We start from the raw sequence: 25,562 nt of genomic DNA, 5'->3' as shown, positions 1-25,562 counted from the left end.
CGTTAAAAAAGAAAATCTTAAAAAAATAAAAACTAGAATTGGACAGTTATAATAATTGTATGTATATTTGCATACTATAATTAGCAAGCATCACTATGGGTAGATTTGAAAAAATATTAGTTAATGATAACGGAATAGACAAAAGAGATTCTGGTTATTATTCTACTCCTGACTTTGTGTCTGATTATATTAGTAATGAATTGCTAGAATTAAATCCAACTGGAAAGAAAGTATTAGACCCTGCTGTTGGAGATGAAGAGCTATTAAAAACCTTTTTCATTCACGGAAAAGAAATTGATAGTTTTGATGTCATTGAACATGGAAACATACGATATTCAAATTTCAGAAAACAAGACTTTATAGCCTTTTATAAGGAGCAAAAAGAATCATTATTTTTTTCAAATAGAATTGATTTAGATTATGATTATTACATTGCAAATCCACCATATAATTGTCACGAACTGGATTATATAAAAGACAATAAAAATGATTTAAAAAAATTGTTTGGAGACATTGGTGTTCATAATATGTACTCAATGTTTTTATCAGCAATTGTTGATTGTGCTAAAGAAGGAGCTTTAATTGGTGTTATAGTATCAGATTCTTTTTTGACCTCTACAATGCACTCTGGCTTACGACAACAACTTCTTGATAATTGTTCAATTCATCAATTGATTTTATGTCCAAATGACTTATTTTGGTCTCAAAAGGCTGATGTTAGAACTTGCATAATAATTTTACAAAAGGGGAAACAATTTCAAGGTAAGGTTAAAATTTCAAATAGACCAAAAAACGCAAAAGATTTAGAGAAAATAATAGAAACTAAAAACTTTTTAGAAGTAGAAATAGATGATATTGTTTTAAGTAAAAAGAAATCCGCAAATCAATTTATTTTAGACATTGATAAAGATATTTTGGCATTGTTTAATAACCCAAGAATAGGTGAAGTATTCAATTGTATTACTGGAATATCAACAGGAAACGATAAAAAGTACTTGTCAAAAGTAAAAAAGCAAGGTTTTGAAATTCCATTTTATAAAAATCCAGGCTCTAAAAAATTCGTAACGACTGAAGATGCTTATTTAATTAACCATTTTATGGATGAATCTTTAATTGTTAAAGATTTTATGGTTAGAAATAAACAATTTGTTTTTAAAGAAGGTATAACTTGTTCATCAATGGGATTACCATTTAGTGCTTGTTATTTACCAGCAAATTCAACTTTTGGTGTTAATCCTAATATTTTCACTCCTAAACAAGACCTTTTTTGGATGTTAGCCTATTTAAATAGTCATTTAATAACTTATTTGGTTAGAGGTGTTTTAATTAGGTCTAATATGGTAACATCTGGTTATATTTCTCAATTGCCAATTATCCCTTTTAATAAAGAGGAGAAAGACAATTTAGCTAAAATTTCTAAAAAGGTTCTAAATTCTGAAATCGAAATTGAAATTGCAATAAATAATATTAATGAAATAATTTATAGAAATCTGAAATTAGATGAAAGTATAATTGAAAAGATTGAAGATTTTGCTCAAAATTTATCTAAAAGAGTGTAGGGCCAATTTCATCTCCATTTTCTTGAACTTCTTTCCATCTTCCGCTAATCTTTCTTAAATATTTTCCTTCGGGTTCTTGAATAATATCCCCTGCTTTAGCGTCCTTCTTACTTTGAGCAAAATCCAAAGCATTGATAAACAATTCGTGAAATTCTGCATTAGTTCTTTTGACTGCATCATTTAAGTCTTTATAATATGCAGATTGAAGATTTCCGTTGTTACTGGGATTTACATAGATATCTTTAATCCATACTATTGGAAAAACAGTTGCGTGATCAATTTCAATAGTCATATCATCATTGAACTTTATAAAGAATGTACCAACAAAGAAATTTTTGTTTACATCTTCAGTATAAAAATCTCTTAAACCAATTCCTTTGGAAATATCATCTTTGTTTTTTTTACCACCTAAAACAGCGGATTTGATGTTTATATAAATTGGAGTTTCATTCCCAATTAATTTGCATTCAAAATCAAAAACAGAAACTTCAGAATTTGAAGGTGTTATACTTTGCAGTTTAAAATCGCTATGATTTTTTTCTAAATTTTGAGTTATTATTTCTTCTAAAATTCTCCAAACGGTTCTTCCTTTTCCTGCATTTCTCCAACCATAAGGAAATTGGTCTTTTGTTCCTATTTGAATTTTATTAATCTTTGCAACTAATAGGTCAAAACTTTCTTGTAAACCAGCACGTAATACTTCTATTTGTTCTATTGTCATAATAACTCTTTAATATCTATTTTAAGTGCATTAGCAATCTTTTCAATATTTACGAGAGTTATATTTTTTTCAGCTCGTTCAACCATACCAATATAAGTTCTATGAACATTAGCTAAATCAGCTAACTGTTCTTGAGAAAGGTTTTTAGAAACTCTTATTTCTCTAACTCTTTCACCAAACTTAATTGATATAGTTTTTTTAGACATATTGCTAATTTTAGTATGCAAATCTAAACTTAACTCAAAGTTTTTACAACCGACTAAAGATAGCAATTGAAAATAGTAATATATTTACAGATAAAACAACGAGGCATAATCGAGTAGACGGCTCCGCCAGTAACTGACAGAGTGCGCCTCTCAAATATTTATATTCACGAAGACCAACAAAAACAATAAAAACTTGAGTACACCACCGAGCGTACGGGTCATCCCTCGAATCAGGACAGGCTAAACTCGGCGGTTCGCAAAATGATGGATTAAGTTCGATATAAACATCTGTTAAAGATTGATAACCACGTTGTTTTAGGCGTTTCAAGGTAATGGTAGGACTCAAAATAGGACTCTGAGCAATTGCCCAACCACCTTTTACCCACGCTTTTTTTTATTATTTTTGTTGGTCTTCGTGAATACAAAGCATTTCGGGTGCGACTAATGGCGAAGTCTCCCGACTTCGCCTTTTTTTAACCATTTTTAGCAGGGGATACTCCATACATACTCCATGACCAATTTATATTAAGGTTTCTTTTCCCAGTAGTTCTTAAAACAAATAAAAAAGAACCGCGTTAAACCTTTTGGAAAGTTTTTCATCTTAAAAGAGAACAACCAACAAAAAACCATTAACCCAAAACCCTACTGATTATGAATCCTAATTCGCTTTGGTCGCTCCGTTTAGGTTTTTCTAACCAACAGGCCGCTTCGATTGAAAAAATGGGAATTACTAAATTTCTCAATGCCTCTTTCAAAACGGATTTTGACAATAGTATTCCTGATTTTCTCAAAGACAGTCCTAAAACCCTGATTGAATTTAGAGAGCAACGCCAAAAAAACGAAAAACTAGACCGGGAGAAAAAAAAGGAATTTCAAAAACAGGAAATCCAAACTTCACTGGAAATGAAATCCTGGTGGATTGATAAAATGCGAAACGAAGATTTTCCGCTTCGGGAAAAAATGACCTTGTTATTGCACAATCATTTTGTTTCAACTTATCAAAAAGTAAAGGTTAATTACTGGATTTTTCAACACAACCAACTGCTGCGCAAACACGCTTTTGGCAACTTTAGAGAATTAACCAAAGCCATTGTTAAAAGCAATGCCATGCTGCGCTATCTGGACAATGTGGACAACCGAAAAGGAAAAATCAACGAAAACCTGAGCAGGGAATTGCTGGAACTTTTTACTTTAGGAATTGGCAATTACAGCGAAGGTGACATCAAAAACGGCGCTAAAGCCCTCGCCGGATTGAGTGTTGGAGACGATGGCGGCATTTACAGAGACCGCATTTCGGACGATTCGGAAATTGTGTATTTGGGCAAGAAAGGACATTTTAAAGCCGATGACATTGTGGATATTATCTTCAAACAAAAAAACAGTCCCTACCTTTTTACCCGAAAAATTCTGGAATGGTTTATTTATGATAATCCGGACGAAAAATTAGTTACGTATTACGGGGATTATTTCAGAAAACAGAATTTTGAAATTAAACCTTTGCTGGAAAAAATCTTCACCGAAGAATTTGATAAAAAAACCGCCGGTTCTAAAATAAAAAACCCTTTAGAATACAGCCTGCAAGTACTTCATGAATTGCAAATTAATCCCAGAACAAACCGCCCAATCGTGGCTTTTATAAAAAGTCAGGGCATGGATTTGTTTAACCAACCCAATGTAAAAGGCTGGGAAGGCGGAAAATCATGGCTCACTTCGCAAATTTACCTGCAACGCAACAATCTGGCTGATTTGTATTGCAGCGGAAGAGAAAATTTCAATCAAAAAGCTCAGGCCAATATGATGATGGAAGAAACGAACAGCCGTGCAAACCTTAGAAAAACGGTTGTTACGCTAAACTGGGACATTGGAACGAACAAACAAATTATCAGTGAATTATCCCAAAGATTATTGTTTCAGGTGGATTCCGATGCCCAGAAAGATTTTGAAAAAATCTTAAAATACGATTTTGATGCGCATGCTCAAAATGCCAATCAGGCAGTTTTACGACTGTTTAATGCGATGGTCAAAGAACCTGAATTTCAATTAATTTAGCCACAACCTCCTTAAATTATCTGATTATGAACAGAAGAAATTTTCTATCGCTTACCGGAACTTTGACAGGAGGATCCCTGTTGCTTCCTAATTTTTTGTTTTCTTATGCTTCGCAAAAAAACCTGATTATTGGCGAACAATGTCTGGTTTTTGTACAATTGAACGGCGGAAACGACGGTTTGAACACTTTTATTCCTTTTAACGATCCTTTGTACCACGAATACCGGCCAAAAATTGCTCTTAATAAAAACGAAGTCATTTCAACTACCAAAGGCATGGGATTTCATCCTTCGCTAAAAGGTTTTGCCCAAATGCAACAAAATGGTGATTTATCGGTGATTCAAAATGTGGGTTATCCGGAGCCGAATCGTTCGCATTTCAGAAGTCAGGAAATCTGGCAAACCGCTTCCGATTCGAACCAATACATCAACGAAGGCTGGCTGGGTCGTTATCTGGATTTACAATGTGTGACGCACACCCCGACAGCCGGAATCAACATCGATTCGATTGACAATCTTTCCTTAAAAGGCGATAATCCGAATTCGATAACCGTAAAAGATCCGGATCGTTTCAGAATTAAAAAAGCCAAAGAAGAAACGGAAATTTTATCCGAAAATCCGTCTTTGGATTTTGTTCGAAAAATAGCTGGTTCAGTTGTAGAAGGTTCGGAAGAAATTCAAAAAGCCTTAGCCAAATCAACAGCCGAAACGACTTATCCCAAAACGGCTTTGGGTAAAAACCTGGAATGGATTGCCCGATTGGTTAAAGGAAATTTGAATTCGAAAGTTTATTATACTTCTCAGGGCGGTTATGATACGCACGACAACCAATTGGTGATTCAAAATAACAAATTCAAAGAATTAGACAGCGCTTTGTTTAGTTTTTATCAGGATTTAAAACAGGCCCATTTACTACAAAATGTAACCATTGTCGTTTTCTCCGAATTTGGTCGAAGAGTCAAAGATAACGGCAACGGAACCGACCACGGAACTGCCGCGCCGATGTTTGTCATTGGCGGACAAAATCAGGGAAAAGTTATTGGTAACAATCCAAATCTTAGCGATTTATCTAATGGCGATTTAAAATATCAAATTGATTTCCGTTCAGTGTATGCCAGTTTGCTAAAAGAAAAAATGGCTTTTGATTACCATAAAATAGGCCTTAAAAACGCGCCTCTGCAAGGATTATTTTAATATTTTAACTCCTTTTAAAGTCTGTTTCCGGGCTGTATTTCCTATTTTTACAAAGCAAAAAAAGCAGGAATGGTTAAAAACAGTACCTTAAAAGGAGTTTTTTTAGTAGGATTGGGAGTGAGTTGCTATGGTATGCTCGCCACCTTTGTCAAAATGGCTTATCAGGAAGGCTATACCACCGCCGAAGTGAGTGGCTCGCAATTTGCTCTGGGACTTATAGCACTTTTAATCCTGAACTTTTTTAAAAGAAAAAATCCACGAACCGAAAAAGTCCCCTTCTCAAAATACCAAAAACGACAACTGATAATAGCGGGAACCTCTATCGGTTTCACCAGTATTTTCTATTATTTAGCGGTCAAATATGTACCGGTTTCGGTAGCTATCGTATTATTGATGCAAACAGTTTGGATGGGCGTTGTCATTGAAATGTTCTTAGAAAAAAAATTACCTTCTATACAAAAGATTCTCTCGGTAATTCTCACACTAACCGGAACTGTTTTAGCAACGAATCTGTTCCATGACAATCTGGTTATGGAATGGGAAGGTTTCTTTTGGGGATTGTTAGCCGCTGCCTCCTACTCGGCTAACATGTACGCCTGCAACAGAGTCGCTATTGAGATTCCGTCTTCACAACGCAGTTTATTCATGCTGATTGGCGGAGCAATTATTGTGCTGTTATTTATGTTAATCACTCAAAACACTCCTTTTCATTTTTCTATTTTCCTCAAATGGGGACTTATTTTATCGCTTTTTGGAACCATTATTCCTCCGCTGCTGCTCAATATTGGTTTTCCGCTTACCGGTATCGGACTCGGCAGTATTGTTTCAGCTTTAGAATTGCCTGTTTCAGTGATGATGGCTTATTTTTTATTGGGCGAAAAAGTTCTTTTCGGACAATGGATGGGGATTTTCATCATTATTGCCGCTATTGTTTTTATGAATATTCGCCTCAAAAAATAGCGCAATTCTCTTTTTCAAAAATAAAAAAGAGTACTTTTTTTCTTATTAATCATTTATTTTCAATACATTAGTACAACAAGTTGGAATTTGAAGCACATGCAAAAACTTCAAATTCATTGTTTTACTGTATTCTCTAACACAAAAATGTTCTTAACCCCGGAATACAGTTCGAAATTACCCGCTGTTTAATGAGTTTTTACTAATAACCATTATATAAATTATTTGATTATGAAAAAATTATTTGCAGAATTCTTTGGAACATTTTGGTTAGTTTTCGGTGGTTGCGGCAGCGCTGTTTTTGCTGCCGGCATTCCCGATTTAGGAATTGGTTTTATGGGTGTAGCACTGGCTTTTGGTTTAACCGTATTAACAATGGCTTATGCGGTGGGACACATTTCGGGCGGACATTTTAATCCGGCAGTTTCCTTCGGATTATGGGCTGGTGGTCGCTTTAGCGGTCGGGATTTAATTCCTTACATCATTTCCCAATGTGTGGGTGCGGTGGCAGCAGCATCGGTATTATACACCATCGCATCAGGAAAAACAGGATTTATGATTGATAACACGCAGGCAGGTGCTTTTGCTTCCAATGGATACAGCGCCTTTTCTCCTTCGGGCTATTCTTTAGCAGCCTGTTTCATTGCCGAGTTCATTCTGACACTTTTCTTTTTATTAATCATTATGGGAGCAACCGATAAATTTTCTAACGGAAAATTTGCCGGAATAGCCATTGGGCTTGGACTGACTTTAATTCATTTAATCAGCATTCCTATTACTAACACTTCTGTAAATCCGGCGCGTTCTTTATCGCAGGCAGTATTTGTGGGCGGCGAACCATTGGGTCAATTATGGCTGTTTTGGGTAGCGCCAATTGCAGGAGCCCTAAGCGGTGGATTTATTTACAAATTTGTTTTGCAAAAAAACGATGAAGTTTAAACAAAATATCTGTCTTCTTTTTGAAAAGAGTTTAATAATCAATCCTGTAAAAAAGAATTATTCAAAAAAGAATCATTTCTGATAAGCCCTATCCAAACCTCAAAAAAAACAACAAAAAAAATCAGGGAAACGGTAAAGTAATTGTTTTTTTTATTAATATTGAAACCTATTACAAGATCATTTTTTAATTAAAAAAACTATTTAGAATAAATTTTCATCTGATGAAAAAGAGTAACCGCAAAGAACTAAGCTTCGAACAAACCGAGAAGCTTGTTACATTAGCACTGGAAGAAAGAAATCCATTTGAAATTATAAAAAAAGAATTTGGATTGGCTGAAAAAGAAGTTCTGGAAATCATGAAAAAAAAGATGCCTCTGGAAAAATTTGAAATGTGGAAAAAGAAAGCTTTGGCTGGAAAACCAAAACCTAAACCTCTTAAAATTGATGATTTTGATGACGATTTAGACGGAAAGTATTATATCAAGAATAAATTTGACTAATCTTAAAAAAACACTCTTACTCCTGAGTGTTTTTTTTATATCTTTTTTGTCAGTTTCAAAAACGACAAAAACAGGAAACAAAAAACATAGCTTTATGAGAAAAACACTAATAGTATTTGCCCTTACTTCACTGTTTTGGAGTTGTAAAAGTATAAACAACGAAAGCAAAAAAACCATCATTCAGGCAAATATTAATTTGACCGAAGTTAAAAACGATCAGGTTTTAGTAACGGTAAATGCACCTAAAACTACAGCTAACGAAATTAATTACCACATTCCTAAAACCGTTCCGGGAACTTATTCGGAAGATAATTACGGAAAATACATTGAAGACTTTAAAGCTTTTGACAAAAAAGGAAATCTGTTAGCCGTTAAAAAAGCAGACGAAAACTCCTGGACGATTAGTAAAGCTAAATCTTTAAGCAAAATTACTTATTTAGTTAACGATACCTTTGACACCGAAAAAGGAACCGGTTTTGGGCAGGATGATGTTTTTTCGCCTGCGGGTTCTAACATTATTGCCGGTGAAAATTTCATAGTAAACACCCATTGTTTTATTGGCTATTTCGACAACTATTTGGCGGTTCCTTACCAACTAAGTGTTACACATCCGGAATCGCTTTGGGGAGCTACCTCAATGACGGATCAGGACAGCAGCAATACCAGCGATCTTTTTGTTACTTCGCGTTATGCCGAATTGGTCGAAAATCCAATTATGTATTCCAAACCTGATTATACCACTTTCAATGTTGACGGAATGGATATTCAGATTTGTGTGTATTCTCCAAGCGGAAAATACACTGCCGAAAGCATTACTCCGGAAATGAAAACGATGATGACGGCTCAAAAGCATTTTTTAGGCAAAATTAATGCTACCCAAAAATATTCTGTTTTACTTTATCTTTCCAGTTTAAAAGAAGACGATGCTCATGGTTTTGGAGCGTTGGAACACCCAACGGTGACAACGGTTGTGTTACCGGAAATGATGGAAAAAGACGAATTAGTCAAATCGATGATGGATGTTGTTTCACATGAATTTTTCCATATCGTAACACCGCTTACCATTCACTCTAAAGAAATTCAGGATTTTGACTATAATGCACCTAAAATGTCCGAACATTTATGGATGTACGAAGGTGTAACCGAATATTTTGCCAATCTTTTTCAAATCAACCAAGGTCTAATCTCCGAAGCTGATTTTTACGACCGTATCGCCGAAAAAACAGAAGAAGCAAAAGCCTTGAACGATACGATGTCATTCACAAAAATGAGTGCCAATGTTTTAAAAGAACCGTACAAAGCCCAATATTTGAATGTGTATCAAAAAGGGGCTTTAATCGGGATGTGTATCGATATTATCATTCGCGAAAAAAGCAACGGAGAGAGAGGAATTCTTGACCTGATGCAAAAATTATCTAATGAATACGGGGTTTCCAAAGCCTTTAATGACGAAGAACTTTTTGGTAAAATAACCGAGCTTACTTATCCGGAAGTGGGTGATTTTCTAAAAACTTATGTAGCAGGAACTACTCCAATTCCTTATGAATTTTATTTAGCTAAAGTAGGTTTGAGCAAATCCATGATAAAAGTACCTGCTCCGGTTTTCTTAAAAGACAACAAAACGCCATATATTATGGTTAACCCAAACAATAATGAAATTAGTGTAATTCCTAATAGTGAACTAAATGTATTTTTTGACTCTTTAGGGTTAAAAGGTGGAGATGTTATTTTGGCAATTAACAATGTTGCTTATTCTTACGAGAACATTTACGACATGATTAATCAAAGCAGTAAATGGAAGGAAAACGAGTCGATTAGCATTAAAATAAAGCGAAACGGAAAAGAAGAATTGCTTAAAGGAACTGTTAAATTGCCTTATGAAGATGCCGAACATATAGAAGTTACCGATGATTCTAAAAAACAATTAAGAGAAGCCTGGCTAAAGGCTTAATAAAAAAACAACGAAAGTATTTGAAATCAAACCCGGATATTATGGGGTTTCAACAATTTTATTTACTTTGCACCAAATAAAAATTACGAATGAAAAAATCAATTCTTGCATTCTCTGCCCTGATACTAATGGCTTCATGCAATAAAAAAGAATCTAAAGGAAACCTGCACCTAACAGGAAATGTAAAAGGATTAAAAGAAGGAACTTTGTACATTCAAAAAGTGGTAGATACTACTCTGATAGCTATCGACACCATTAAAATTGACGGAAACTCTCATTTTGAAAGCGATCTTGACATAAAATCGCCGGAAATGCTTTACCTGTTTTTAGACAGAGGAGTTACAAATTCATTAGACAACAACCTGATGTTTTTTGCCGAGCCGGGTATGATGAATATCGAAACCAATTTAGACAGCTTCCTTTCGGGAGCAAAAATTACGGGTTCTAAAAATCAGGAATTGTACGAAGAATACAAAAAAACAACAGAACGTTACAAGGATGAAAATCTGAATCTTATTGAACAAAAATTCAAAGCTATTAAACGAAAAGACGCCACAGCCGTTGACAGTTTGAACAAATTGCAGAATTTAAACTTAAAACGCAGGTATCTTTTTGCAGTAAATTTTGCCATGAACAATAAAGACCACGAAATTGCACCTTATATTGCTCTTGCCGAAGTGTATGACATAAACATCAAATATTTAGATACCATTCAAAATGCTTTGACACCAAAAGTTGCTCAATCGATGTATGGTAAAAAATTAACAAACTATATTGAAGCCTTAAAAAAGGAGAATTAGGCTTCTAAAATTTACTTCAAAAAAGCATTTCAAATCATTTCTGAAATGCTTTTTTGCTTAATAGATAAAAGTTTTTTGTAATTTGTTATCCGATTAAAAAGCCCCAAAATCCGCTGTTTGAAACGTCAACAACTTAAAAACCGAAGCAAACAAACAGCTCTTTAACCTACAATCTCTTCCTGTTATGTGGAAAAATTTATCCTTTAAAAAACAATTAATTTTCATTCTTTTAATACCTATTTCAGGACTGCTTTATTTTACAATAATTGACATCAGTTCTACTTATCAAAAATTCAACCGGCTTGAAAACAGCTTGAAAAACATTGATAATATTACCAATTTCTCGCAGGTAATAACGCTGATTAACAACGAAAGAATCTTAAGCGAATATGCTAAGTTTGACCCCAAAAAAAAGGAGGAATTAAAGCTACAAATGAGTGAAACCCTCGAATGGTTTTCCAAACAAAACTCTAAAGACAGTGCTATTCAAAAAAATATCAGTGAGGCACGAAAAACAATCAACAGGATTCATGATCAAATCGAAAATAAAACGGATACCTCAATAGCGATTTTCAACGATTATATTGCGCTAAATTATCTTTTTAACAATTTGATAGAAAGAGAAATTGCCAATTGTGATAATGCTAACATCGCCAAAATGGCTAACAATATCAAATCTTATATCGATTCTAAATCGGCGGCAAACCTGATTAGAGGAATTGTATTTGACAAACTTACCAATGACAGCATTCACAGCGATTTGTACGGTTTTTATATCAACATTAAAAACATAAATAAAAACACTGATTTCAAATTAGAAAACTACAACGATTCTAAAATAAATAATGAAATCATCCAATTTAAAAAATCTGCCGAATTTCAGTCTTTTTTAGCAAATTCAGATGCTATTTTGAATAACACTCATAAAATAACAGCTCAAAACTGGTGGAATCAATCGACTGAGGTTAACAACAAACTTAATGTACTGAAAAATAAAAAACTCAATTACATTACAGCATTAGCCAAAGAAGAGCAAAACAAAACCTTTAACAGCAGCATTCTTTCGCTTTTATTACTTTTGATTTTATTAACCGTAACCGCAATTGTTGTTTTTAATTTAATCAAAAAAACTTCCGGTTCACTTAGGCTTATTGCTTATAAAATTGAACAGATTTCACTGGGACAAACCGAATTTCGACATGTACTTTCCGGCAATATCGAATTAGATTCCATCCGGGAATCGTTAAAAAAACTTACCGCCTCTATCAAAGAACAAATTAATCTGGCTACGAAAATCAGCTCCGGAAATTTTGGTGACATGATTGAATTAAGAAGTGATTCGGATACGCTGAATGAATCACTCAATACCATGTCATCCGAATTAAAACGATTAAATGACGAAGCCCATGCCAACAGTTTGCTTGAAAAAAACATCATTCAGGTAAATAAAACCATTATTGATTCTAAAAATATCAACGATTTTGGCACCAATATCAGTAAAGTTCTAAGTCAGCAAACTAAGGGTTGTCAGGCTACTTTTTACATTAAAGATTACATCGAAAACCAGAATCATTTAATCAAAATAGGAAGTTATGCCGATGATGACAATAGCCCTAAAAAGATTGCTTTCGGAGAAGGTCTAATAGGTGAAGCAGCTAAATTTAACGAACAAAAATGTTTCAATAATTTAGCTAAAGAATATTCCTTCATCTCTTCTTCTTTGGGAAAATCAGCTATTTACAACATTTTAATCACGCCTGTTTCTCATAAAAACGAAGTCATTGGTGTTATCGAAATTGGCTCGTTGGAAAATTTCAATGAAACCGACCAAAAGTTATTAAACACTTTAAAAGAATCTCTGGGCAGCGCCATCGAAGTCTTCATCAGAAATGAAGAATTAAAACTTTCTATGGAAGAAATCAACAAAAAAAACAATATTCTTCAGGTTCAGGAAGAAGAATTGCGCCAAAACAACGAAGAACTCAACAAACATACTTTATTACTGCATCAATCGGAAGAAGAACTTAAAAATCAGGCTGCCGAATTGGAGCAAACCAATGCTTATCTCGAAGAAAAAGGCCGCGAACTGGAAACGAAAAACTACGAGATTGAGAAAAAAAACAACGATCTGACAATTGCACAGGAAGAATTAAATATCAAATCGGAAGAAATTGCGCAGGCGAGCAAATACAAATCGGAGTTTTTAGCCAATATGTCGCACGAATTAAGAACTCCGTTAAATAGCATTTTAATACTTTCGGACTTATTAAAAGACAATCCGGCAGGCAATCTGACACAGTCACAACTGGAAAATCTTTCAGTCATTAACACTTCCGGAAAAGACTTACTCAACCTGATTACCGATATTTTGGATATTTCGAAAATAGAAGCCGGTAAAGTAGAAATTTATCCCGAAAATACCGTTTCCGAACGTATTTTCTCAGATATGGACGGACTTTTCAGAGCGCAAATGGAGAAAAAGGAAATCCAGTTTAAAACCACAATTACCGAAAATTGCCCAAGCGATCTTTTTACTGATGTTGGCAAAGTGGAACAAATTTTGAAAAATTTCCTTTCCAATGCTTTAAAATTTACTCCAAACGGCGGAACCGTTGCCATGACTTTTGATACTCCTGATGAAAATTGGGAATTCAGCAATCCTAAATTGGCCTCTCTGGAGAATCACAACATTTTGCGCATTGCCATTAAAGACAACGGAATTGGAATTTCGGAAGAAAACAAGAAAAAACTATTCCAGAGTTTCCAGCAGGCCGACAGTTCTACCAGCCGAAAATACGGCGGAACCGGTTTAGGTTTGTACATTTCTAAGCAACTGGCTCATTTACTCGATGGAGAAGTCTTTTTTGACAGTCAGCTAAATCAGGGAAGTACTTTTGGTGTTTTGATTCCGATACAGTACCAAGGAATTGAAAACAACACTTCGGTTTCGGAAACTATTGCTGTACCCGAAACTGTTGTCAAAGAAGAACAAATCGAATCGGAATATCCTAAAGCAAATGAAGAACTGGTTGACTTAGCAGCTAATATTAATGACGACAGAAATCAGGCTGATATTGATGACAAAACGGTTTTAATTATTGAAGACGATCCTTCGTTTGCTGAAGTTTTGCTTCAGGTAGCTCACAACAACGGTTTTAAAGCAATTATTGCCCATCAGGGAGAAACCGGATTCCAATATGCTAAAAAATACAATCCGAAAGCTATTATTCTCGACATGAAATTGCCGGGAATTGACGGCTGGACGGTTTTGAAATGGCTTAAAGAAGATTCGGAATTAAAACACATTCCTGTTCACGTGATGTCAGGAATGAAACGGGAAAAATTAGCTAAGGAAATGGGCGCTTTTGATTTCTTAGTAAAACCAATTACTCCTGAAAAACTTAAAAATGCCTTTCTTTCGATCGATGAAGAAATCAATAAAGTGTTTAAAAGGGTATTGATTTTAGAAGATGATGAAAAACTAAATTATTCCATCAAACAATTGTTGCATGCCAATGACAAAAACACCATTTGTTTGCAGGCGTATTCGCGTTCGGAAGCCGAAAATATTCTAAGTAATGTAGAAGTAGATTGTGCGATAATCGACCTGGGATTACCGGATTCGGACAACGTAAAGGCTATTTCGGAATTAAAAAAAGGTTCTAAAAACAAGAACATTAAAATCATTATCAACACTGGAAAAAATTTATCAGACAAAGAACAATTGGAACTTGAAGAAAATGCCGACAGCATTGTAATCAAAACCGATAATGTAACAGAAAGATTGAAAGACGAGATTTTGTTATTCTTAAACAAAGTAGAAACCACCGAAAATACGGCGTACCAAACAGCGCCTAATTTATCCGGAGGAGAAATTTTGAAAGACAAACACATCTTAATTGTTGATGACGATATTCGAAATATTTATGCGCTTTCGGCGGCTTTGACCAGCAAAGGTGCTATCATTACAACCGCTTTTAACGGAATCGAAGCTTTGAACGCCTTAGAAGAACATCTAAATTTTGACATCGTATTAATGGATATTATGATGCCGGAAATGGACGGCTTTGAAGCCACCAAAAAAATACGAGAAAATGGAAAATGGAAAAACTTACCCATTATTGCACTCACGGCTAAAGCGATGAAAGGAGATCGGGATGAAATTCTAAAAGCAGGAGCTTCGGACTATCAATCCAAGCCAATTGATATTCAAAAACTTATTTCATTAATCAGTATTTGGATTTACAAATGATAACATTAAACGAACTGGACGAATTGCTTTTTACGATAAAAAAACAATTCGATTACGATTTTTGCGATTATTCAAAAGCTTCTATGCTGAGAAGAATCAATCGTTTTATGGACATCAACAACATGAAAAACGCGGTTGATTTAAAGTTTGAACTGATCAATAACCCTGCGATTTTTCAAAATTTTATCAACGAAATCGTAGTCAATGTCAGTGAGTTTTTCAGAGATCCGAGTTTTTTTAAATCGCTCCAGGAAAAAGTTTTCCCGTATCTAAACAGTTATCCAAAAATCAATATCTGGAGTGCCGGCTGTTCCTTTGGCGAAGAGACTTATTCTTTGAATATTCTTTTAAAAGAGAACAATCTCTTTTCTAAAACAAGAATTTATGCCACGGATATTAGTGCTAATGCGATAGAACGAGCCCGAAAAGGAATTTATGACAACAATAATTTTAAAGATTACACCCGAAATTATTATGATTGCGGCGGAAAAGAAGCATTAAACAATTATTTTGTTTCTGACGACAGGCATTCGATGATTCAATCGGAACTAAAACAAAATGTATTGTTTTCCAATCATAATTTGGTAGCCGACAGCGTTTTTAAGGAATGCCAGCTAATTCTTTGTCGAAATGTATTAATTTACTTCAACAATGAATTGCAAAATAAAGCGTTAGAGCTTTTTTACGAAAGTTTGCCTGTTCATGGTTTTTTGGCAATCGGAAAAAAAGAATCCTTGCGATTCAGCTCGATATATGATCATTTTAAGGAAATTGACCGTGAAGAAAAAATTTATCAAAAAATAAGATGAAAACTGACGTAATTCTAATAGGTGGTTCAGCCGGGGCGTTCAACGTTATCCTGTCTATTTTAAATAATTTAGACAAAAGTATCAACACGCCAATTGTTATCGTTTTACATCGGTTAAAAAATAGTGTTTCTTCATTTGAAGCTATTTTACAACGGCATAGCCATTATCAGATAAAAGAAATCGAAGACAAAGAAGCCTTAAAAAAAGGTTTTATTTATACTGCGCCAGCCGATTATCATGTTTTATTGGAAAAAAATCTAACTTTTTCCTTAGATGTATCTGAGTTGGTCAATTTTAGCAGACCATCGATTGATGTTGCTTTCGAATCATTTTCGACTTTATTAGAAGAAAAATGCTGCGGAATTTTGCTCTCCGGTTCGAATCAGGACGGCGCAAACGGTTTAAAAACAATCGCCGAAAATAACGGTAAAACCTTCATTCAGGATTGTTCCGAAGCCGAATTTGACATCATGCCCAAAGCGGCAAAAAACATTTGTAACAAACATATTGAATTAAATACCACAACCCTAATTAAAGTATTAAACAATGAGTACCACCATAAAACATAAGCTATTGCTTATTGATGACAAACCGGCCAATTTAATTGCTCTAAAAAGCATGTTGGATAAACCGGACAGAGAAATTATTTGCTGCAATTCCGGAAGTGAAGGTTTACAAGTATTACTTAAAGAAAAAATTTCGCTGATTTTAGTAGATGTTCAAATGCCGGAAATGGACGGTTATGAATTTGTTGAAATTACCAAACAACATCCGGCAACCGCCAATATCCCTACTATTTTTGTAACAGCCATCAGTGACGAAGCCCAATACATTAACAAGGCTTATGATTTGGGCGCTATTGATTTTTTGTTCAAACCTTTGGTTACCGAAATTACCCGAAAAAAAGTAGATTCCTTCCTGAAAATTTGGGATTACGATCAGGAATTACAAAAACTAAACGAAAAATTAGTGGCTAAAAATGGCGAATTAGAGCAATTTGCCAATATCATTGCGCACGATTTAAAATCACCTCTAAACAATATTACTTCTCTAATTGAATTTATCGAAGAAGAACACATATTAGATTTAAAAGAAGAAGCAACCGACTTGTTTGACATGGTAAAATCTTCCGCTAAGTCAATGTCTAAATTAATTGATGATTTATTACATTATTCAAAAAATGTTGAAAATAATGAAGGTAAAGAGTCCGTTAACATTCTCAACGAAGTGAATGCCGTGATAAAACTCATTAATCCTAACAACAATATCAAAATCACAAAAGAAAATCTAAATCATATCATTCATTTTCAATCGGTCGCATTCAAACAAATTATTCAAAATTTATTGTCGAATGCGATTAAGTACAACGACAAAGAAATCACTGAAATTGCTATTATTTACGACGAAAATACGCAACAAATAGCCATTAGAGACAATGGCCCCGGAATTCCGGAAAATCAGGCTGAAAAAATATTCCAGATGTTCTATACCTTAGGACAATCTTCCAGAGGGGAATCAGGCACAGGAATTGGGCTGAATTTAGTACGAAAGCTCGCTGAAAGAAACGAAGTAAAAGTCTATTATAATCCACAATACAAAGAAGGCTCAGAATTTATCATTTCCGATTTAAAACCCGAACTCAAAACCGCTTAAAAAGTAAAAAAGGAATTACATCAAAAGCAATTCCTTTTATTTTATCTCTTTAATGAAAAATGAGATTTAAATTCTTTCACTACATCATTTTCAATATAATGAATTACAAACCAATAATCATCTGCAGGTAAATAATGACCGTTGTAAGTTCCGTTCCATCCGCCACCATTAGGACTTATTTGCTTCAAAAATTTCCCATAGCGATCAAAAATTCGGATATAAGCATACGGTTGGTCACTTAACTCCGAAATGTTCCAAAAATCATTATAGCCGTCATTATTTGGTGTAAAATATTTTGGAAAATTCACCACTAAAATACCGGTTTTGGTAATTGGGCTGCTACACCCTGTTTGATCCATAACCGTCGCCGAATGCAAACCTGCAGCAACATACTCAAAAACAGGACTGGATTGAAACGGTCCATCATCTAACCGGTACAGATAATCACCTCCCGCAGTTTCAGCCGAAAGCGTCACTTTTTGATTATCTGCAAAAGCCTCTGTTACTGTCCAAGTAAAATCCACCAAAGTGTTTGAAGGCAAAACGGTAATAGTAATAGTTTGTGGAGAAGCACATTGCCCTCCATCCGGAGTAAAAGTATAAGTATCGGTATTCATATTATTTACAGCTTTATCCCAGCTTCCGGTAACCCCATTAGGAGAAGTAGTATCCAAAGTGGGTGCTGGAGTTCCTGAACAAATAGAAAAATCTTCAAAACCGGGACTATCCGGATTTACCTCAATAGTCATTGTTTGTGGTCTTGCACATTCATTTGCATTTGGAGTAAAAGTATAAGTTGTCGTAGTTGTATTGTCAACCACAGAAGGAGACCAAGTTCCTTGAATACCTTCAATCGAACTTGATGGTAATACTGGTGGCGAAGTTCCCTCACAAATAGGAGGTATTTGAGTAAAAGTAGGTGTTGGTTGAGGTATTGAAGGATTACATGGAACAGTACAAGTAACAGTTTGTGACGGAGCACAAGGGTGTAACGTAGCTGAAATTGTCATTGTTGCTGATTGTCCTGGTGACATACCAAAAATTTGAACATGAGAACCCGTTGTATTATCGGCGGTTCCGGAAACTGGAGTTCCTCCATCAATTGTATAAGTATAAGAATATAAATTATCAGGTATCAAAGTAGGATTATTAGACCAATCAAAGAAAACTGAAGAATATTTATCAGCTGCTGCAATTTGAGAAGGATCACATCTAAAATTTAATATACTAGCGCCATTATCAGCCACAACATTAACAACAATTCTAGCTCTGGCACTTTCACTAACTCCATTCGTTTGGCTCACATAATAAGAGGTTGAACTAACTGTAGTAGTTGAAGGCGTCGGGGCTATTGTACTGGGTATCCCTGCTGTAGCATTTGTCCCATACCAAACTAATGTATAACCAGCATCGGCAGTCGCTGTTAATGGAGATGCTGTACTTCCCTGACAATAATATATCGGAGAAGTTACCGATGGTGGAGCAGGCGCTTGCGCTAACAAATCAGCGTTTGAAAACAAAGCAAAAAAGCTAATAAAGACCAGTAAAAGTAGATTCTTTTTCATTGTTCCAATTTTAAGAAAAGATTCAATTTGGGGAAATCTTATTATCAGGTAAATATATTAAAAAAGCAGGCTTTAATAAAATTTTAAAAAAATATAATCCCCAAAAACTTATTCATTGAATTTGAACCAAAAAAAAGACCCGGCAAAAAACCGGGTCTATTACTATTTACAAAATAAATTATGCTGCCTGATGTTGTTCTTCAATTTGTTTCTTTTCATCCATTGAAATACAATCTACCAATACCGGAGTAGCCACAAATAACGAGGAATAAGTTCCTACTACAATACCTACTAACATGGCGAAGATAAATCCTCTGATAGATTCTCCTCCAAAAACAAACATGATTAACAATACTAAAATCATAGTCAAAGAAGTATTAATCGTTCTTGACATCGTCGAGTTAATCGATTTGTTTACAATTTCAGCAAAATTCCCCTTCGTTTTTCCATCTAAATATTCACGAACCCTGTCGAATACAATTACCGTATCATTCATAGAATACCCAATAACCGTAAGGATTGCCGCGATAAAATGCTGGTCAATTTCCATACCGAAAGGCATGAATTTATAGCACAAAGAATAAATTCCTAATACGAAAACAACGTCATGCGCTACCGCTGCGATAGCTCCTAAACCATATTGCCATTTTCTGAAACTAATTACTAAATAAAGGAATACAATAGCCATTGCTCCTAATACAGCCCAGTAAGCATTGGCTTTAATATCCTCAGCGACTGTTGGCCCTACTTTAGAAGCCTGAACAATACCTAATTTTTTACCGTCATAAGCGTTTACAAACTTTTCATACGTCATATCCGAAGGATAGTGATGCTTCAAAGTTTCAAACATGATTTTGTTTACTTCTTCATCCGCTTTTGTTCCGTGTTCTTCTACTTTATATTTTGTAGTAACTTTCAACTGGTTGTCACTACCAAAGATTTTCACCTCTGCACTTCCGTCTAAAACTTTCGCTAATTCAGTTTTTACTTCTTCTGTACTAACCGCTTTATCAAAACGAATTTGGAAAGTTCTACCTCCCACAAAATCAACTCCCTGATCCAAACCATTGGTAGCAAGAGAAAAAATACTAACAATCAATACAACCGTAGAGAAGATATAAGTGATTTTCTTTACTTTCAAGAAATCAAAATGGAAGTTTGTAAAGAAGTTTTTAGAAAAATTAGTTACAAACGATAAATCGGCTTTCTTAGCAATATTTTTATCGATAAAAATTCTGGCGATAAAGATTGAAGTAAACAAAGAGGTTACAATACCAATTAATAAAGTAGTTGCGAAACCTTTAATTGGTCCTGAACCAAAAATAAACAATACCGCTCCAATTAAAATGTGCGTTACGTTAGCATCCACAATCGAACGCATTGCTCCGGTCCAGCTATAAGAAATTTTTACTGCTTCATCCAATGATTTACCTTCACGCAATTCTTCTTTCGCTCTTTCATAAATAATAATATTCGCATCTACCGCAGTACCCATTGTTAATACGATACCAGCAATACCTGGCAAGGTTAATACAGCACCTAAACTTGCTAAAATTCCGAATAAGAATAATAAGTTTACTGCCAATGCAAGGTTAGCATACCAACCTGCTTTTCCATAATATACTAACATCCATAAAGACACTAATAGCAAACCTACGATTGCAGAAGTTGTTCCGTTATCGATAGCTTCCTGTCCCAAAGATGGTCCTACCACTTCAGACTGAACAATATCAGCTGCTGCAGGTAATTTACCCGCTCTTAAAACGTTAGCTAAGTCAGTTGATTCGTCAATAGTAAAGGAACCTGAAATCTCTGATCTTCCTCCGGCAATTGGTCCGCTGGAAACTCCAGGAGCCGAATAAACCACATTATCTAAAACGATAGCAATATTTGATTTTTGAGTATAAGCTCTTCCTGTTAATTCTTCCCAGGTTTTAGCTCCCTGACCGTTCATTTCGATAGAAACCGATGGTTTTCCTAACTGATCAAAAGTTGCATTAGCTCCGGTAACCACATTTCCGCTCATAGAAGCAATGTTGTCTCTGTTTCCTTTTAAAGCATACAAAGCAACTGTTTCAATTTCTTTTCCTTTGTTATCCGTATTTTTCTCAACTACACCCCAAACAAATTTTGCATAACGCAACTCAGCCGGTAATAAGCTTTTGATTTCATTTCTTTTAAAATAACCGTTGATAACAGCAGTATCTTTTGGAGCAAAAAGAGCCAAAACTGGTCCTCCGCCCTGACCTACCATTTTATCTAATAAAGGATTGTTTCCTTTTTTAGTGGCAGCAGAATCTTTTGTAGTATCAGTCAATAAAGCACTTAATGAATCTTTAGCAACCGGTTTAGCTACTTCAGTTTTAGCAACCTCTGTTTTTTTCAAAGCTTCGTTTGCAGCCATTAAGAAGTTACCTACTTCATCAATTTTAAAAGTTTCCCAAAACTCTAACTGAGCTGTACTTTGTAATAATTTTTTAATACGATCCACATCTTTAGCACCCGGAAGTTCAACTAAGATTCTTCCTGATTCTCCTAATTTTTGGATATTTGGCTGTGTTACACCAAATTTATCAATACGTTTTCTAAGTACTCCAAAAGCACTTTCTACAGACTCGTCAACTTTTTTTCTGATTACTTTTTTAACCTGATCATCTGTCATTTGAAAATCAACACCACCTTCACCTTGTAAATTTCTGTTTGCAAAAATTTCAGGAGATGCTAACTTTACAGTTCCTTTTGAATTAGCCTCAAAAGCATCAAAAAACTTTTCTAAATAAGGTTTGTTTCCTTGTAAATCTGCTGTTGCATCAGCCAACGATTTGTTGAAAACCGGATTTTTAGAATTATTAGCCAAACCTTTCAGGATATCCTTAACCGAAATTTGAAGAATCACGTTGATTCCTCCTTCTAAGTCAAGTCCTTTATTAATTTGCTTGTCACTTACTTCGTTAAAAGTAAAATCGGTAAAGCCTAGACTAAATACTTTTTCTTTACCAATAGAGTCTAAATATTTTAGCTCTTTTTTAGAATCACCATTGGCAAAAATTTTCGCATCATTTTTTACATTATTTGCGACAAAAGTGAATGAAAGTTGGTATATACTTACCAATGCAAATAGAATTGCAAAAAATTTAATAAGTCCTTTATTCTGCATTATTACTAAAAATTAATTATTTTAAATTTATTTTTTTTATTAAACCTTAATTACCAACACTTTAACCTTCTTCGTTTTTCAAACAAAAAAGCAAATAATGGCAAATCTTTTTTTAAACCGAGCAAATATATAATTCTGGCTAAGATTAACCAATTTATTTATTAATTAATCTCAAAAAAAAGACTGCAAAATTGCAGTCTTCACTTTTATATGTGAAAAAAGTTAAGCTAAAATACTTTTCAAAGCCTCATTCATGGCTCTAACCGCATCGGCGCTTTTAGCAAACAAGGCTTTTTCTTTATCATCTAACTTAATATCCAAAATTTCTTCAACTCCATTTTTTCCAATGATACAAGGAACACCTATACAAATATCGTTCTGACCATATTCACCTTCGACATATACCGAACAGGCTATCATTCTTTTTTGATCATTTAAAATACTGTCAACTAAAAAAGCAACTGAAGCTCCCGGCGCATACCAGGCTGATGTACCCAAAAGCCCTGTAAGTGTTGCGCCTCCCACCATCGTATCGGCAGCAACTTTTTGCAAAACTTCTTCTGAAAGAAACTGCGAAACCGGAATTCCGTTGTAAGAAGCCAAACGTGTTAAAGGAATCATCGTAGTATCACCATGACCTCCAACAACCATCCCCGAAACATCATTAGCCGGTTTATCCAAAGCCAGTGACAAATAGGTTCTAAAACGGGAACTATCTAAAATACCACCCATTCCTATAATTCTGTTTTTTGGCAACCCTGTGGATTTCAAAGCCAGATACGTCATTGTATCCATTGGATTTGAAACCATCACGATAATCGTATTTGGAGAATATTTTAAAATATTTTCAACTACTGATTTAACTATTCCGGCATTAATCCCTATCAATTCCTCACGAGTCATTCCCGGTTTTCTGGGAATTCCGGAAGTTACCACCACCACATCACTATTGGCCGTTTTTGAATAATCATTGGTAACTCCTATTACGCGGGTATTAAAACCGGTATCGGTAGCACATTGCATAATATCCAAAGCTTTCCCTTCGGCGAAACCTTCTTTGATATCTAACAAAACTACTTCGCTGGCAATTCCTCTATAAGAAATAACGTCTGCACAGGTGGCTCCTACATTCCCTGCTCCTACAATAGTAACTTTCATATTTTAATGTTTATTCGGTTAAATAAAAAATGATTGATTAACGCTAATCTACAATTTATTAACCAAAATAACCACCAAAAAGTTACTTTTTATGCATCAATATTAGCATAAACCGCATTTTTCTCGATAAATTCTCTACGAGGCGGCACTTCGTCACCCATCAACATAGAAAATACACGATCAGCCTCTGCCAAACTCTCAATAGTTACCTGACGTAAAGTTCTGAAATTAGGATCCATTGTTGTTTCCCACAATTGCTCTGCATTCATCTCTCCAAGACCTTTATAACGCTGAATATTAGCATTTCCACCCATTCTTTCGTTAGCCTGATCACGTTGCACGTCATTCCAAGCATATTCTTTTTTATTTCCTTTTTTAACCAAATACAAAGGCGGTGCTGCAATATAAACGTGCCCTTCTTCGATTAATTCTTTCATAAAACGGAAGAAAAATGTCAAAATCAACGTAGAAATATGACTCCCATCGACATCAGCATCACACATAATAATTACTTTATGATAACGTAATTTGGAAATATTCAAAGCTTTACTATCATCCTCAGTTCCAACTGTTACACCTAAAGCCGTGAAAATATTTCGAATCTCTTCATTTTCAAAAACTTTGTGGTGCATCGCTTTTTCTACATTCAAAATTTTACCACGCAAAGGTAAAATCGCCTGAAAATTACGGTCGCGACCTTGTTTAGCCGTTCCACCCGCCGAATCTCCCTCGACAAGATACACCTCACACTTTGCCGGATCCTGCTCTGAACAATCGGATAATTTACCCGGCAATCCACCGCCACCCATAACGGTTTTACGCTGCACCATTTCACGCGCTTTTTTAGCCGCATGACGTGCCTGAGCTGCCAAAATTACTTTTTGAACAATGATTTTAGCATCATTTGGATTTTCCTCCAAATAATTTTCCACCATTTCACTTACCGCCTGACTAACCGGAGAAACTACTTCTCTGTTTCCCAGTTTAGTTTTTGTTTGCCCTTCAAATTGAGGTTCGGCAACTTTCACAGAAATAATAGCAGTCAACCCTTCACGAAAGTCATCACCTGAAATATCAAATTTTAATTTTTCCAACATTCCGGAAGCATCGGCATATTTCTTTAACGAACGGGTAAGCCCCATTCTGAAACCTTGTAAGTGCGTTCCTCCTTCGTGTGTATTAATATTATTCACATAAGAAAAAATATTCTCAGAATAACTCGTATTATAAATCAAGGCGACCTCAACCGGAATTTCCGCATTTGGATTATCCATAGAAATCACATGACCAATAATAGGCTCACGGTTTCCATCTAAATAACGGATATACTCTTTCAATCCTTCCTGTGAATGAAACACTTCACCTACAGGCTCACCGTTTTCATCTTTTTGTCTTTTATCACAAAAATGAATGGTAATTCCTTTGTTTAGAAAAGCCAACTCACGCATACGAGCCGACAAAGTATCATAAGAATACTCCGTGGTTTGCGTAAAAATTACCGGATCAGGGTAAAAAGTTACAATTGTACCTCTTTTAGAAGTATCTCCTATTTGTTTTACAGGATATAAAGCTTTTCCTCTTTCATACTCCTGTTGGTAAATTTTACCATCACTACTATGAACGGTAGCCGTTAAATGCGTTGACAAAGCATTCACACAGGAAACTCCAACCCCGTGCAAACCTCCGGAAACTTTATACGAATCTTTATCGAATTTACCTCCCGCACCAATTTTTGTCATTACAACCTCAAGTGCCGAAACGCCTTCTTTTTTATGAATCCCAACCGGAATACCACGCCCGTTATCTTCTACAGTAATCGAACCATCTTCATTGATAGAAACACTAATGGTATCACAATGACCTCCCATTGCCTCGTCGATAGAGTTATCCACCACTTCATAAACTAAATGATGAAGTCCGCGAACCCCAACATCACCAATATACATCGATGGACGCATTCTTACGTGCTCCATTCCTTCTAATGCCTGAATACTATCTGCTGAATAATTGTTCTTGATTTCTTCGCTCATATGTTTTTATTCTAAATATATTTTTTGTCTAACACGCAAATATATAAAAACGCCAATTATATA

At 35.0% G+C, this 25,562-nt stretch carries 18 protein-coding genes; 12 read left to right on the top strand and 6 right to left on the bottom strand.

The annotated features are described in order from the left end of the window. Window positions 1-95: 95 nt before the first annotated feature. The gene (locus H599_RS0106510) at window positions 96-1,559 is read left to right on the top strand and encodes an HsdM family class I SAM-dependent methyltransferase (RefSeq protein WP_026713388.1); all 1,464 of its coding nucleotides are present in this window, start codon (window positions 96-98) and stop codon (window positions 1,557-1,559) included. On the opposite strand, the gene H599_RS0106505 is transcribed toward H599_RS0106510, so the two are convergent. Beyond that, the gene (locus H599_RS0106505; RefSeq protein ID WP_026713387.1) at window positions 1,546-2,280 is read right to left on the bottom strand and encodes a hypothetical protein; all 735 of its coding nucleotides are present in this window, start codon (window positions 2,278-2,280) and stop codon (window positions 1,546-1,548) included. The two genes, H599_RS0106510 and H599_RS0106505, sit on opposite strands and share 14 nt — an antisense overlap. Beyond that, window positions 2,277-2,486, bottom strand: coding sequence for a helix-turn-helix domain-containing protein (locus tag H599_RS0106500; RefSeq protein ID WP_026713386.1), 210 nt, complete (start codon window positions 2,484-2,486; stop codon window positions 2,277-2,279). Before H599_RS0106500 ends, H599_RS0106505 begins: the two co-directional genes overlap by 4 nt. Window positions 2,487-3,137: 651 nt before the next feature. Here H599_RS0106500 and H599_RS0106495 point away from each other — a divergent pair. The 11 genes from H599_RS0106495 (at window position 3,138) to H599_RS19290 (ending at window position 17,589) form a co-directional block, all read left to right on the top strand. After that, entirely contained in the window at window positions 3,138-4,535 is a 1,398-nt protein-coding gene (locus H599_RS0106495; protein ID WP_026713385.1) for a DUF1800 domain-containing protein, read from the top strand. Window positions 4,536-4,561: 26 nt separating this feature from the next. Then, entirely contained in the window at window positions 4,562-5,728 is a 1,167-nt protein-coding gene (locus H599_RS0106490; protein ID WP_026713384.1) for a DUF1501 domain-containing protein, read from the top strand. Window positions 5,729-5,797: 69 nt separating this feature from the next. Next, window positions 5,798-6,688, top strand: a complete 891-nt coding sequence (locus H599_RS0106485; protein ID WP_026713383.1) for a DMT family transporter — start codon at window positions 5,798-5,800, stop codon at window positions 6,686-6,688. 228 nt (window positions 6,689-6,916) lie between these two features. Then, window positions 6,917-7,624 carry an aquaporin Z gene (gene aqpZ / locus H599_RS0106480; RefSeq protein ID WP_026713382.1) on the top strand — a complete coding sequence of 236 codons (708 nt, stop codon included), beginning with the start codon at window positions 6,917-6,919 and terminating at the stop codon, window positions 7,622-7,624. A gap of 221 nt (window positions 7,625-7,845) precedes the next feature. Then, on the top strand, window positions 7,846-8,124 hold the full coding sequence (locus H599_RS0106475; RefSeq protein WP_026713381.1) for a DUF2805 domain-containing protein: 279 nt from the start codon (window positions 7,846-7,848) through the stop codon (window positions 8,122-8,124). Window positions 8,125-8,218: 94 nt separating this feature from the next. Beyond that, entirely contained in the window at window positions 8,219-10,075 is a 1,857-nt protein-coding gene (locus H599_RS0106470; protein WP_026713380.1) for a M61 family metallopeptidase, read from the top strand. An 89-nt stretch (window positions 10,076-10,164) separates the two neighbouring features. Further along, complete coding sequence (locus H599_RS0106465) at window positions 10,165-10,875, top strand: DUF4369 domain-containing protein (protein ID WP_026713379.1); 711 nt, start codon at window positions 10,165-10,167, stop codon at window positions 10,873-10,875. A gap of 184 nt (window positions 10,876-11,059) precedes the next feature. Then, window positions 11,060-15,127 carry a response regulator gene (locus H599_RS19295; RefSeq protein ID WP_051590663.1) on the top strand — a complete coding sequence of 1,356 codons (4,068 nt, stop codon included), beginning with the start codon at window positions 11,060-11,062 and terminating at the stop codon, window positions 15,125-15,127. Then, window positions 15,124-15,936, top strand: a complete 813-nt coding sequence (locus H599_RS0106455) for a CheR family methyltransferase (protein WP_026713378.1) — start codon at window positions 15,124-15,126, stop codon at window positions 15,934-15,936. Before H599_RS19295 ends, H599_RS0106455 begins: the two co-directional genes overlap by 4 nt. Beyond that, window positions 15,933-16,505 (top strand): chemotaxis protein CheB, encoded by a 573-nt coding sequence (locus H599_RS0106450; protein ID WP_026713377.1) that lies wholly within the window; start codon window positions 15,933-15,935, stop codon window positions 16,503-16,505. The genes H599_RS0106455 and H599_RS0106450 overlap by 4 nt, the downstream gene beginning before the upstream one ends. After that, window positions 16,483-17,589, top strand: a complete 1,107-nt coding sequence (locus tag H599_RS19290; RefSeq protein ID WP_051590662.1) for a hybrid sensor histidine kinase/response regulator — start codon at window positions 16,483-16,485, stop codon at window positions 17,587-17,589. The genes H599_RS0106450 and H599_RS19290 overlap by 23 nt, the downstream gene beginning before the upstream one ends. A gap of 41 nt (window positions 17,590-17,630) precedes the next feature. On the opposite strand, the gene H599_RS0106440 is transcribed toward H599_RS19290, so the two are convergent. From H599_RS0106440 to gyrB, 4 genes are all read right to left on the bottom strand, one after another. Continuing rightward, complete coding sequence (locus H599_RS0106440; RefSeq protein ID WP_026713376.1) at window positions 17,631-19,154, bottom strand: T9SS type B sorting domain-containing protein; 1,524 nt, start codon at window positions 19,152-19,154, stop codon at window positions 17,631-17,633. Window positions 19,155-19,332: 178 nt separating this feature from the next. Further along, on the bottom strand, window positions 19,333-22,311 hold the full coding sequence (gene secDF, locus H599_RS0106435) for a protein translocase subunit SecDF (RefSeq protein WP_026713375.1): 2,979 nt from the start codon (window positions 22,309-22,311) through the stop codon (window positions 19,333-19,335). A 222-nt stretch (window positions 22,312-22,533) separates the two neighbouring features. Then, window positions 22,534-23,469 (bottom strand): malate dehydrogenase, encoded by a 936-nt coding sequence (gene mdh, locus H599_RS0106430; RefSeq protein ID WP_026713374.1) that lies wholly within the window; start codon window positions 23,467-23,469, stop codon window positions 22,534-22,536. Window positions 23,470-23,558: 89 nt separating this feature from the next. Continuing rightward, a complete protein-coding gene (gene gyrB / locus H599_RS0106425) occupies window positions 23,559-25,499 on the bottom strand; it encodes a DNA topoisomerase (ATP-hydrolyzing) subunit B (RefSeq protein ID WP_026713373.1) in 1,941 nt (646 codons plus the stop codon). Window positions 25,500-25,562 lie beyond the last annotated feature (63 nt).

It is taken from the genome of Flavobacterium daejeonense DSM 17708, from assembly GCF_000425425.1.
In the GTDB taxonomy this organism is placed as follows: domain Bacteria; phylum Bacteroidota; class Bacteroidia; order Flavobacteriales; family Flavobacteriaceae; genus Flavobacterium; species Flavobacterium daejeonense.
The sequence above is the reverse complement of the archived record's forward strand: the minus strand, read 5'-3'. Positions and strand labels throughout refer to the sequence as shown.